Consider the following 11,900-nt stretch of genomic DNA (forward strand, 5'->3'; position numbering starts at 1 on the left):
CCACCGCTCCGAGTCCGACGCCCCGGGAGAAGACCCCGGAGCCGCCGAAGGCGTCCCCGGCTCCCTCGAAGAGCCCGAAGCCCCCGTCCTCCTCCGGCATATCGATACGCGCGGTCAACTGGTCCGACCGCTACTGGCGGGTGCGCGACGGTTATGTGCGCCTCGACCAGATCGGATCGGGCTCCGAGCAGCGCGAGGACGCCACCTTCCAGCGCGTGGCCGGCCTCTCCGACTCCTCCTGCTACTCCTTCACCACCGCGGACGGCCGCTACCTCCGCCACCGCAGCTTCGTCCTGGTCGCCAACAGGAACGACGGCTCGTCCCTCTTCCGCCAGGACGCCACGTTCTGCCCGCGCGTCTGGTCCCGCTCGGGAACGCTCACGTTGGAGTCGGTCAACTACCCGGGCCGTTTCCTGCGCCACCGCAACTTCCAGCTCCGCCTGGACCCCTTCGAGAACAGTCACCAGTACTACGCGGACGCGTCGTTCGAGATCGTGTCCGGCCTGGACTGAACATGCGTGAGGGCGGCACCCGGAAAGGGTGCCGCCCTCACGCATGTCAGTGGACCTCAGACGTTGAACCCGAGAGCACGCAGCTGCTCACGCCCGTCGTCCGTGATCTTGTCGGGACCCCATGGCGGCATCCAGACCCAGTTGATGCGCAGCTCGTTCACGAGGCCGTCCGTGGCGGACTTCGCCTGGTCCTCGATGACGTCCGTCAGCGGACAGGCCGCCGAGGTCAGGGTCATGTCGAGCGTCGCGATGTTCGCGTCGTCGATGTGGATGCCGTAGATCAGGCCGAGGTTGACGACGTCGATGCCCAGCTCTGGGTCGACCACGTCGTACAGCGCCTCACGGACCTCTTCCTCCGAGGCCGGCTTCATCTCAACGGTCTCGCTCATGCCGTCGTCTCCTTCTCGGCGTCGGCTCCGCCCAGCACCTGGGCCGTCGCGTCCTTCCAGGCCATCCAGCTCAGCAGGGCGCACTTCACCCGGGCCGGGTACTTGGACACCCCGGCGAACGCGACCGCGTCCTCCAGGATCTCCTCCATCGCGTCGTCGGGTTCGAGCTTCCCCTTGGACTGCATCAGCTCCAGGAAGGTCTCCTGGATCTTCCGCGCGTCGGAGAGGTCCTTGCCGACGAGGAGGTCGTTCAGTACGGACGCGCTCGCCTGGCTGATCGAACAGCCCTGGCCCTCGTACGAGACGTCCTCGATCGTGGTGCCGTCGTACTTCACGCGCAGTGTGATCTCGTCACCGCACGTCGGGTTGACGTGGTGCACCTCGGCGTCGCCATCCCGCAAGCCCCGCCCGTGCGGGTTCTTGTAGTGGTCCAGGATGACTTCCTGGTACATGGAGTCCAGTTTCACCGTCTAGCACGCCTCTCAGCCGAAGAAGTTCCGTACGTGCTCCAGGCCGTCGACCAGTGCGTCGATCTCGGCCGGCGTGGAGTACAGATAGAACGACGCTCGCGTGGTCGCAGGAATTCCGTACCGCAGGCAGACCGGCCGCGCGCAGTGGTGTCCGACCCGGACCGCGATGCCCTGCTCGTCGAGGACCTGGCCCACGTCGTGCGGGTGGATGTCCCCGAGGGTGAAGGAGATCGCCGCGCCGCGCTCCTCGGCCGTGGTCGGGCCGATGATCCGCAGGTCGGGGACGTCCAGCAGCCGCTTCACCGCGTACTCGGTGAGCGCGTGCTCGTGGGCGAGGATCCTGTCCATGCCGATCGAGTCGAGGTAGTCGATCGCCGCGCCGAGGCCGACCGCCTGGGCGATCGGGGGCGTGCCCGCCTCGAACTTGTGGGGCGCCGGGGCGTACGTCGAGGAGTGCATCGACACCGTCTCGATCATCTCGCCGCCGCCGAGGAACGGAGGCAGGTCCTCCAGCAGCTCCTGGCGGCCCCAGAGGACGCCGATGCCGGTCGGGCCGCACATCTTGTGACCGGTGAAGGCCACGAAGTCGGCCTGGAGGGCCTGCACGTCCAGCGGCATGTGCGGCGCGGCCTGGGAGGCGTCGATGCACACCAGCGCACCGACCTCCTGGGCGCGGCGCACGATCGCCTCGACGGGGTTCTGGGTGCCGAGGATGTTGGAGACCAGCACGAAGGAGACGATCTTCGTCTTCTCCGTGATGACCTCGTCGATGTTCGACAGGTCGAGACGGCCGTCGTCGGTCAGGCCGAACCACTTCAGCTTCGCTCCGGTGCGCTGCGCGAGCAGCTGCCACGGCACGATGTTGGAGTGGTGCTCCATCTCGGTGATGACGATCTCGGTCTCGGAGTCCACGCGGTAGGGCTCGTCGGCCCAGCCCAGCATGTTCGCGACGAGGTTGAGCGACTCGGAGGCGTTCTTGGTGAAGATCACCTCGTCGCGGCTCGGCGCGTTGACGAACGCGGCGACCTTGTCGCGCGCGCCTTCGTACAGCGCCGTGGCCTCCTCGGCGAGCACATGCACACCGCGGTGGACGTTGGCGTTGTAGCGCTCGTAGTACTCGCTCAGGGCGTCCAGCACCTGGCGCGGCTTCTGGCTCGTCGCCGCGTTGTCCAGGTACACGAGCTTCCGGCCGTCGTGGACCTGGCGGTCCAGGATCGGGAAGTCCTTGCGGATCGCCTCGGTGTCGAGGAGGCCCGGCAGCAATGTCACGCGGATGCGCCGCCCTTCGTGTCGACTCCGTCGTGCTTCGCGTACGCCTCGTAGCCCTCGTTCTCCAGCTTGTCGGCGAGCTCGGCGCCGCCGGACTCGACGATCCGGCCGCCGGAGAAGACGTGCACGTGGTCGGGCTTGATGTAGCGGAGGATACGCGTGTAGTGCGTGATCAGCAGGGTGCCGACCTCGCCCGTCTCGCGGACGCGGTTCACGCCCTCCGACACGACGCGCAGGGCGTCGACGTCCAGCCCGGAGTCGGTCTCGTCGAGGACCGCGACCTTCGGCTTGAGCAGCTCCAGCTGGAGGATCTCGTGGCGCTTCTTCTCGCCGCCGGAGAAGCCCTCGTTGACGTTGCGCTCGGCGAAGGAGGGGTCGATGTTGAGGCGCTGCATGGCCTCCTTGACCTCTTTCACCCAGGTGCGCAGCTTGGGGGCCTCGCCGCGGATGGCGGTGGCGGAGGTGCGCAGGAAGTTCGACACGGACACGCCCGGGACCTCGACCGGGTACTGCATGGCGAGGAAGAGGCCGGCGCGGGCGCGCTCGTCGACGGACATCTCCAGGACGTCCTCGCCGTCGAGGGTGACGGTGCCGCCGGTGATCGTGTACTTCGGGTGACCGGCGAGGGAGTAGGCGAGGGTCGACTTGCCGGAGCCGTTGGGGCCCATGATGGCGTGCGTCTCGCCCTGCTTCACGGTGAGGTCGACGCCCTTGAGGATCTCCTTCGTGGCGTTCTCGGCCTCGACGGTGACGTGCAGGTCTCGGATTTCAAGCGTTGCCATGGGTGCCTCAGGACTCCTGGGTGAGGGAGACGAGCACGTCGTCCCCATCGATCTGTACGGGGTAAACGGGGACGGGGCGCGTCGCCGGGAGGGCGTCGGGCTTGCCGGAACGGAGGTCGAAGCGCGAGCCGTGCAGCCAGCACTCGATGTGGCAGTCGTCGACCTCGCCTTCCGCCAGGGAGACGTTCGCGTGCGAGCAGATGTCGTGGATCGCGAACACCTCGCCCTCGGTCTGCACGATGGACACGGGCGTGCCGCCGAGTTCCACCCGCTTCGGGGTGTCCTCCTCCAGCTCGCCCAGTCCACAGGCGCGTACGAAGGTCATGCGACCGCCGCCTCCAGCTCCTCCTCGATCTTGGCGATCAGGCGCTCCTCGATGTCGGGGAGGCCGATCTGCTGGACCAGCTCGGCGAAGAAGCCGCGGACCACCAGCCGGCGGGCCTCCTGCTCAGGGATGCCGCGGGCCATGAGGTAGAAGAGCTGCTCGTCGTCGAAGCGGCCGGTCGCCGAGGCGTGGCCGGCGCCGACGATCTCGCCGGTCTCGATCTCGAGGTTCGGTACGGAGTCCACGCGCGCCCCGTCCGTGAGGACCAGGTTGCGGTTCATCTCGTACGTGTCCGTGCCCTCGGCCTTGGCCTCGATGAGCACGTCACCGATCCACACCGCGTGCGCGTCGTCGCCCTGGAGCGCGCCCTTGTAGACGACGTTCGACTTGCAGTGCGGGACGTTGTGGTCGACCAGGAGGCGGTGCTCCTGGTGCTGGCCCGCGTCGGTGAGGTACAGGCCGAACAGTTCGGCCTCGCCGCCGGGGCCGGCGTACCGCACGCGCGGGTGCAGCCGCACGACGTCGCCGCCGAAGGTGACGACGACGGACTTGAAGGAGGCGTCGCGGCCGACGAGCGCGTTGTGCTGGGCGACGTGGACGGCCTTGTCGTCCCAGTCCTGGACGGAGACGACGGTGAGCTTGGCGCCGTCGCCCAGGAGGTAGTCGACGTTGGCGGCGAGCACGGCGTCACCGGTGTGGTCGATGACCACGATGGCCTCGGCGAAGGCGCCCAGCTCGATCACCTGGTGGCCGAAGGCGGTGCCGCCCTCGCCGTGCACCGCGATGCGGATGGGCTCGGTGAGGACGGTCTCCTTGGGGACGGTCACGACCGAGGCCTTCTCGAAGGCCGAGTAGGCCTGGGCGGCGACGCGGTCCACCGGGACACCGGCCTTGCCGAGCCGCGCGTCGTCGCGGCCGACGGCCTCGACGGTGACGCCCTCGGGGGCCTGGACCTCGACCTTGAGCCCGTTGCCGCCGGCGACGGCGGTGCCGTCGTGCAGGCCGCGCAGGCGCTCCAGCGGGGTGAACCGCCACTCCTCCTCACGGCCGTGCGGGACGGGGAAGTCCGCCACGTCGAAGGAGGGGGGCGCGCTCATGCGCGTGGCGACGGTCGACTCAGCGGCGACCGCGATCGAGCCCGCGGTGGTGGATCCCACGGGTGGGGGTCCCCCCGCTCGAGCGGAGCCGAGAGTGGGGGAGTTCTGGGCCTCAGCCATGGCTGTCGTAGTGCTCTCTTTCCTGAGTGGGACGTCTGCTGTCGAGGGGGCAGGTCAGCCGACCGCGCCTTCCATCTGCAGCTCGATCAGCCGGTTGAGCTCCAGCGCGTACTCCATGGGGAGTTCCTTGGCGATGGGCTCGACGAAGCCGCGCACGATCATCGCCATCGCCTCGAACTCGGAGAGGCCGCGGCTCATCAGGTAGAAGAGCTGGTCCTCGGAGACCTTGGAGACGGTCGCCTCGTGCCCCATGGACACGTCGTCCTCGCGGACGTCGACGTAGGGGTAGGTGTCCGAGCGGGAGATGGTGTCGACGAGCAGCGCGTCGCACAGCACGTTGGACTTCGAGCCGTGGGCACCCTCGCCGATCTCCACGAGACCGCGGTAGGAGGTGCGGCCGCCGCCGCGCGCCACGGACTTCGAGACGATGTTGGACGAGGTGTTCGGCGCCATGTGGACCATCTTGGAGCCGGCGTCCTGGTGCTGGCCCTCGCCGGCGAAGGCGATGGACAGGGTCTCGCCCTTGGCGTGCTCACCCATGAGGTAGACGGCCGGGTACTTCATCGTCACCTTGGAGCCGATGTTGCCGTCGATCCACTCCATGGTCGCGCCCTCGTAGGCGACGGCGCGCTTGGTGACCAGGTTGTAGACGTTGTTCGACCAGTTCTGGATGGTCGTGTAACGGCAGCGGGCGTTCTTCTTGACGATGATCTCGACGACCGCGGAGTGCAGCGAGTCCGACTTGTAGATCGGGGCGGTGCAGCCCTCGACGTAGTGCACGTAGGCGCCCTCGTCGACGATGATCAGGGTCCGCTCGAACTGGCCCATGTTCTCCGTGTTGATACGGAAGTAGGCCTGGAGCGGGATCTCGACGTGCACGCCCGGCGGCACGTAGATGAAGGAGCCGCCCGACCACACGGCGGAGTTCAGCGACGCGAACTTGTTGTCGCCGACGGGGATGACGGTCCCGAAGTACTCCTTGAAGAGCTCCGGGTGCTGCTTCAGGGCGGTGTCGGTGTCGAGGAAGATGACGCCCTGCTCCTCCAGGTCCTCGCGGATCTGGTGGTAGACGACCTCCGACTCGTACTGCGCGGCGACACCGGCGACGAGGCGCTGCTTCTCCGCCTCGGGGATGCCGAGCTTGTCGTAGGTGTTCTTGATGTCCTCGGGCAGGTCCTCCCAGGACTCCGCCTGCTTCTCCGTGGAGCGCACGAAGTACTTGATGTTGTCGAAGTCGATGCCCGAGAGGTCCGAGCCCCAGTTGGGCATGGGCTTCTTCTCGAACAGGCGCAGGCCCTTGAGGCGGAGCTTGGTCATCCACTCCGGCTCGTTCTTCTTGGAGGAGATGTCCCGGACGACGTCCTCGTTGATGCCGCGCTTGGCAGAGGCGCCGGCCGTGTCGGAGTCGGCCCAGCCGTACTCGTACTTGCCCAGGCCCTCGAGCTCGGGGTGGGCAGTCTCCGTGGGGAGAGTCATGCGGGGTTCCTCCCGGCCGTGCTTGCAGATGCGTTGTGGGAAATCTTGGGGATGAACGTCGTGCAGACGCCGTCGCCGTGCGCGATGGTGGCGAGCCGCTGTACGTGCGTACCGAGCAGCTCGGCGAAAAATTCCGTCTCCGCCTCGCACAGTTGCGGGAACTGCTCGGCGACGTGGGCGACCGGGCAGTGGTGCTGGCAGAGCTGCTCACCCTGCTGAGGGTGGGGCGCGCTGCGCGCCGTAGCAGCGTACCCGTCGGTACTCAGGGCCTTGGCCAGTGCTTCGGTCCGCTTCTCGGGCGGGGCGGCCTCGACCGCCCGGCGGTAGGCGCCCGCCTGCGCGGCGATCCTGGCGCGGGCGAACGCGGCGATCGCCTCGTTGCCGCCCTCGCGGTCGGCGATCCAGCGCAGGGCGTCCGCCGCGAGCGTGTCGTAGGACTGGTCGAAGGCGTCCCGGCCGCAGTCCGTCAGGGCGAACACCTTGGCCGGCCGGCCACGGGTCCGCGCGCCGTACACCCGCTGCTCGCGCGCCTCCACGACACCGTCGCCCGTCAGGGCGTCGAGGTGCCGGCGCACGGCCGCCTGGGTGAGGCCCAGCCGCTCGGCGAGTACGGCGACGGTCGAGGGGCCGTGGTCCAGGATGGACCGCGCGACCCGGTTGCGGGTGGACCGCTCCCCGGTCGCCAGCTCCTCGTGAGGTGCCTCGCCGACGTTTTTCACAACGCCATTGTTGCGTAATTCCTCCGGACCCGGCAAGCCGCGTGCGCTGGACCCGGGGTGCCCTGCGTCACTTAGGCAAACCTAATCTGACCTGCGGAAACGATCTCTGATCGATCAAAGAGGTGGCATGCGGCAGCCGCTTCGGGGACACTCCGGAACCATGCCCACACCCCCTCCGACCGGCCCTCTTGTCACCCGCGAGACGCTCCGGACACAGCTCACCGAGCTCGGTGTACAGCCCGGTGAGACCCTCCTCGTGCACTCCTCGCTCAGCGCCCTCGGCTGGGTGAACGGCGGTGCCGTCGCGGTGGTGCGGGGACTGCTCGACGCCCTCGGCCCACAGGGCACGCTCGTGGTCCCCACCCAGACCGGCGACCTGTCCGATCCGGCCCTGTGGAGCAACCCGCCCGTACCCCCGCAATGGTGGGCGGCCATCCGGGCCACCATGCCCGCCTACGACCCGCGGATCACGCCCGCCCGTGGGGTCGGCGTCGTCCCGGAGACCGTGCGGACCTGGCCCGGCGCACAGCGCAGCGCGCATCCGCAGACCTCGTTCGCCGCGCTCGGCCCGCGTGCGGCGGACGTGCTCGACGGGCACGCACCCGACTGCCGGCTCGGCGAGCGGAGCCCGCTGGCGAAACTGGAGGCGATGGACGCCCGGGTGCTGCTGCTCGGCGCCGGCTACGCCTCCTGCACGAGTTTCCACCTCGCCGAGTACCGGATTCCGTCCCCGCGCGTCGCCGTGGGCCGGCCCGGTCCGCAGGGCTGGGAGACCGTCACCGAGGTGTCCATCAGCTCGGACCGTTTCGACGAGCTGGGCTACGACTTCGAGCGGGACCGTCCCGTCACCCGCGGCAAGGTCGGGGCGGCCGAGGTCCGGCTGTTCCCGGTGGCGGACGCGGTCGCCTACGCCGAGCGGTGGCTGGCGGTCCACCGGCCGCGCGAGGAGGAGTTCCCGCACCCTCCCCCGCCCTCGGCTCCGCTCGAGCGGGGGGACCCCCAGGTCTGAGCCGGCCCGGACGTACCTAGACTCTGGACCCATGCGAAGTGAGCCCGTGGTCCAGGTCCAGGCCCTGGTGAAGCGGTACGGCACGAAGACCGCGGTGGACGGGCTCGACCTGGTGGCCCGGACGGGTGTGACCGCCGTGCTCGGCCCCAACGGGGCGGGCAAGACGACCACGGTCGAGACCTGCGAGGGGTACCGGAAGCCGGACTCCGGCACGGTGCGCGTCCTGGGCCTCGACCCGGTGAGACAGTCCGCGGACCTGCGGCCCCGCATCGGCGTGATGCTCCAGTCCGGCGGCGTCTACTCCGGCTCCCGGGCCGACGAGATGCTCCGCCACGTGGCCATGCTGCACGCGCACCCCCTGGATGTGGACGCGCTGACCGAGCGCCTGGGCCTCGGCTCCTGCGGCCGTACGACGTACCGACGGCTGTCGGGCGGGCAGCAGCAGCGGCTCGCGCTGGCCATGGCCGTGGTGGGACGCCCGGAGCTGGTCTTCCTCGACGAGCCGACCGCCGGGCTCGACCCACAGGCCCGCCGCGCCACCTGGGACCTCGTCCGGGACCTGCGCGCCGACGGCGTCTCGGTGATCCTCACCACGCACTACATGGACGAGGCCGAGCAGCTCGCCGACGACGTGGCGATCATCGACGCGGGCCGGGTCATCGCCCAGGGCTCCCCGGAGGAGTTGTGCCGGGGCGGCGCTGAGAACACGCTCCGCTTCTCGGGGCGGCCGGGCCTGGACGTGGGCTCGCTGCTGAAGGCCCTGCCCGCCGACTGCTCGGCCGCCGAGCTGACGCCGGGTTCCTACCGGGTCGTCGGCAAGGTCGACCCCCAGCTGCTCGCGACGGTCACCTCCTGGTGCGCCCAGCACGGCGTGATGCCGGAGAAGATCTCGGTCGAGCGGCACACCCTGGAAGACGTCTTCCTGGAGCTCACCGGCAAGGAGCTGCGCTCATGACCGCCACCGGCACCGGGACGTACACGCCGAAGCCCGGCGCGGCGCCCCTCCCCCGCATGATCGCGGCCCAGGCCCTGCTCGAAACGAAGATGCTGCTGCGCAACGGCGAGCAACTGCTGCTGACCGTCGTCATCCCGGCCCTGCTCCTGGTGCTGTTCAGCACCGTGGACATCGTCGACACGGGCGCCGGCGAGACCGTCGACTTCCTCGCCCCGGGCGTCCTCGCGCTCGCGGTGATGTCGACGGCGTTCACCGGCCAGGCCATCGCGACCGGCTTCGAGCGCCGCTACGGCGTGCTGAAGCGGCTGGCCTCCTCGCCCCTGCCCCGCTGGGGCCTGATGACGGCGAAGACGCTCTCGGTCCTGGTCACCGAGGTGCTCCAGGTGATCCTGCTCACCGTGATCGCCTTCGCGCTCGGCTGGTCGCCGCAGGGCAACCCGGCCGCCATGCTGCTGCTCCTGGTCCTCGGCACGGCGGCCTTCTCGGGCCTCGGGCTGCTGATGGCCGGAACGCTGAAGGCCGAGGCGACACTGGCCGCGGCCAACCTGGTGTTCCTGCTGCTGCTCGTCGGCGGCGGGGTCATCGTGCCGCTCGACAAGTTCCCCTCCGGCGCCCAGGACGTGCTCGGTCTGCTGCCGATCTCGGCCCTGTCCGACGGGCTGCGGGACGTCCTCCAGCACGGCGCCGGGATGCCCTGGGGCGATCTGGGGATCCTGGCCGTCTGGGCGGTCGCGGGGCTGGCGGCGGCCGGGAAGTTCTTCCGCTGGGAGTAGGGGAGGTGCCCTGTGAGGGACCCTCGTGAAAGCGTGCACAAGCGGCGGCCTACGATGGTTCGCGTGCCAAACGTGACCCGCGCCGACGCTCAGGCCGCCCTGCGCAACCCGCTCGCCTTCATCGCCGAGCGCTGGACCCCGGAACCCCGGACGGTCCGGCGTGCTGCCCTCTCCGCGCTCCTGATGGCGGTGCTCATCGTCGTCACCGGGGGTGCCGTACGGCTGACCGGCTCGGGGCTGGGCTGCCCGACCTGGCCCAAGTGCACCGACGACTCGCTCACCACCACCAGCGCGATGGGCTTCCACGGCGCCATCGAGTTCGGCAACCGCATGCTGACGTATGTGCTGTGCGCCGCCGTCGGCTGGGCGATCATCGCCGCACGCTCGCAGAAGCCGTACCGCCGCGGCCTGGTCCGGCTGGGCTGGGCGCAGTTCTGGATCGTGATGAGCAACGCGGTGCTGGGTGGCATCGTGGTGCTGGTCGGTCTCAACCCGTACACGGTCGCGGCCCACTTCGTGGCGACGTCGGCGCTCATCGCGGTGGCCACGGTGACGTGGCAGCGCACCCGTGAGGGCGACGCGGCGCCGCGTCCGCTGGTCGGCAAGGCCGTGCGGCAGCTGGTGTGGTTCCTTACCGCGGCGGCCGCTGCGCTCATCCTGGTCGGAACCGTCGTCACGGGCGCGGGCCCGCACGCGGGCGACTCCAGTGAGGTCGAGCGGATGCCGGTCGACTGGGAGACGGTCAGCAAGCTGCACGCCGTGCTGGCGTGGATCGTGGTGACGCTGACCTTCGCCCTGTGGTTCGTCCTCAAGGCGGTCGACGCACCGAAGAACCCGCTGGCCCGGACCCGTGAGCTGTTCCTGATCCTGCTCGCGCAGGGCGTCATCGGTTACGTCCAGTACTTCACGGACCTGCCCGAGGTTCTGGTCGGCCTGCACATGCTGGGCTCGGCCGTGATGTGGATCTGGGTGCTGCGGGTGGTGCTGTCGCTGCGCGAGCGGTCCGAGGCCGGTGCGGACCTGCCCGGGCCCGCCACCGAGGCCACCCTGACCAAGGCCTAACCGAGCCCGTACACCCTGTGGGCGTTGCCCGACGCCAGCATGCCCGCCACCCGCTGGGCGTCGGCCAGGGACCACGCCCCCTCGGCGACCCAGGTGCCGAGCACGCGCCCCAGGGCCTCGCGGAACAGGCGGGCGCCCACGAGGTGCAGCTCGGGCAGGCCCTGCGCGCCGGTGGAGAAGAGGAGCTTGCCGAAGGGCGCCAGCTCAAGGATCTCGGCGAGGACGGTCGCGGCCCGGGCGCCCGTGCGGACCAGGGCTGCGCCGCAGTCGACGTGGACGTGCGGGAAGACTGCGGCGAGGTGGGCCGCGTTCCGGTGGTACGGGTAGCCGTGCAGCAGGACCAGGTCCGTGCCGAGCCCGGCCGTGGCCCGCACGAAGTCCGTCAGCAGCACCGGGTCCGTACGGTCGGTCCGCAGCCCCGGCGCGCCCAGCCCCGCGTGCAGCTGGAGCGGCAGGCCCGAGGCGACCGCGCTCCACAGCAGATGCCGCAGGAGCACCGGGTCGCTCAGCTCCCCGCCGACACCGCGCCCGGCGAGCCAGCGGCCGGCCGCCCCGCGCACCTCCCCCGGCCCGGGCGGTTCCGGCGCGAGCGCGAGGCCGTGCCGTACGCCCGCGACCGAGGTGAAGGCGACGGCGTTCGCGGCGGCCGCGTGCACCGACTCGGCGAGGTTGGCGAGGAAGGACTCGACGGTTCCGGAGGTGTCGGCGACCTGCTCGGCGAGGAGTTCGAGGCGCACGATCTCGCGCGCCTCGGCGGCTCCGGCACAGGCCAGCTCGCCGGGATCCGTCAGATCGCCGGGAAGGCCGGTGTCGACCAGGTACGTGGTGATGCCGCTGCCGCGCAGGAGCCGGCGGCCGGACTCCAGGACGCCCAGCTCCCGGCGGCGGGCCAGGTAGCGGGCGGGCGTGCAGTGCGGTTCGAGGCCCAGCAGGGGCGGGCAC

General features: G+C 70.2%; 14 protein-coding genes. 5 read left to right on the forward strand and 9 right to left on the reverse strand.

Annotated elements, in window-relative coordinates; genetic code table 11:
• Positions 1-512, forward strand: a 512-nt coding sequence (locus tag C1J00_RS27745) for an AbfB domain-containing protein (RefSeq protein WP_180989722.1), incomplete at its 5' end; no start/stop codon positions are given.
• Between the two features lie 56 nt (positions 513-568).
• Here C1J00_RS27745 and C1J00_RS27750 read toward each other — a convergent pair.
• The 8 genes from C1J00_RS27750 to C1J00_RS27785 are packed head-to-tail and all read right to left on the reverse strand — an operon-like array spanning position 569 to position 7,159.
• Positions 569-901 (reverse strand): metal-sulfur cluster assembly factor, encoded by a 333-nt coding sequence (locus tag C1J00_RS27750; protein ID WP_102911749.1) that lies wholly within the window; start codon positions 899-901, stop codon positions 569-571.
• The gene (gene sufU / locus C1J00_RS27755) at positions 898-1,368 is read right to left on the reverse strand and encodes a Fe-S cluster assembly sulfur transfer protein SufU (protein WP_030852662.1); all 471 of its coding nucleotides are present in this window, start codon (positions 1,366-1,368) and stop codon (positions 898-900) included. The genes C1J00_RS27750 and sufU overlap by 4 nt, the downstream gene beginning before the upstream one ends.
• A gap of 15 nt (positions 1,369-1,383) precedes the next feature.
• Positions 1,384-2,640, reverse strand: a complete 1,257-nt coding sequence (locus C1J00_RS27760) for a cysteine desulfurase (RefSeq protein WP_102911750.1) — start codon at positions 2,638-2,640, stop codon at positions 1,384-1,386.
• Positions 2,637-3,422 carry a Fe-S cluster assembly ATPase SufC gene (gene sufC / locus C1J00_RS27765; protein ID WP_102911751.1) on the reverse strand — a complete coding sequence of 262 codons (786 nt, stop codon included), beginning with the start codon at positions 3,420-3,422 and terminating at the stop codon, positions 2,637-2,639. Before sufC ends, C1J00_RS27760 begins: the two co-directional genes overlap by 4 nt.
• 7 nt (positions 3,423-3,429) lie before the next feature.
• Entirely contained in the window at positions 3,430-3,747 is a 318-nt protein-coding gene (locus C1J00_RS27770; RefSeq protein WP_102911752.1) for a non-heme iron oxygenase ferredoxin subunit, read from the reverse strand.
• Positions 3,744-4,964 (reverse strand): Fe-S cluster assembly protein SufD, encoded by a 1,221-nt coding sequence (gene sufD, locus C1J00_RS27775; protein WP_102911753.1) that lies wholly within the window; start codon positions 4,962-4,964, stop codon positions 3,744-3,746. The genes C1J00_RS27770 and sufD overlap by 4 nt, the downstream gene beginning before the upstream one ends.
• Before the next feature lie 54 nt (positions 4,965-5,018).
• Positions 5,019-6,440 (reverse strand): Fe-S cluster assembly protein SufB, encoded by a 1,422-nt coding sequence (sufB, locus tag C1J00_RS27780; protein ID WP_102911754.1) that lies wholly within the window; start codon positions 6,438-6,440, stop codon positions 5,019-5,021.
• On the reverse strand, positions 6,437-7,159 hold the full coding sequence (locus C1J00_RS27785; protein WP_102911755.1) for a helix-turn-helix transcriptional regulator: 723 nt from the start codon (positions 7,157-7,159) through the stop codon (positions 6,437-6,439). Before C1J00_RS27785 ends, sufB begins: the two co-directional genes overlap by 4 nt.
• A 160-nt stretch (positions 7,160-7,319) precedes the next feature.
• Between C1J00_RS27785 and C1J00_RS27790 the strand changes: the two genes are divergently transcribed.
• Genes C1J00_RS27790 through C1J00_RS27805 form a run of 4 tightly spaced genes read left to right on the forward strand, consistent with a single transcriptional unit; the run spans position 7,320 to position 10,958 of the window.
• Complete coding sequence (locus tag C1J00_RS27790) at positions 7,320-8,168, forward strand: AAC(3) family N-acetyltransferase (RefSeq protein ID WP_102911756.1); 849 nt, start codon at positions 7,320-7,322, stop codon at positions 8,166-8,168.
• 31 nt (positions 8,169-8,199) lie between these two features.
• The gene (locus C1J00_RS27795) at positions 8,200-9,123 is read left to right on the forward strand and encodes an ABC transporter ATP-binding protein (protein ID WP_102911757.1); all 924 of its coding nucleotides are present in this window, start codon (positions 8,200-8,202) and stop codon (positions 9,121-9,123) included.
• On the forward strand, positions 9,120-9,896 hold the full coding sequence (locus C1J00_RS27800) for an ABC transporter permease (RefSeq protein WP_102911758.1): 777 nt from the start codon (positions 9,120-9,122) through the stop codon (positions 9,894-9,896). The genes C1J00_RS27795 and C1J00_RS27800 overlap by 4 nt, the downstream gene beginning before the upstream one ends.
• A 54-nt stretch (positions 9,897-9,950) precedes the next feature.
• Entirely contained in the window at positions 9,951-10,958 is a 1,008-nt protein-coding gene (locus tag C1J00_RS27805; protein WP_102911759.1) for a COX15/CtaA family protein, read from the forward strand.
• Here C1J00_RS27805 and C1J00_RS27810 read toward each other — a convergent pair.
• The coding region (locus C1J00_RS27810; RefSeq protein ID WP_102911760.1) for an amidohydrolase family protein at positions 10,955-11,900 on the reverse strand (946 nt) is incomplete at its 5' end. The genes C1J00_RS27805 and C1J00_RS27810 overlap by 4 nt on opposite strands.

It is taken from the genome of Streptomyces cahuitamycinicus (genome assembly GCF_002891435.1).
Taxonomy (GTDB): Bacteria; Actinomycetota; Actinomycetes; order Streptomycetales; family Streptomycetaceae; genus Streptomyces; species Streptomyces cahuitamycinicus.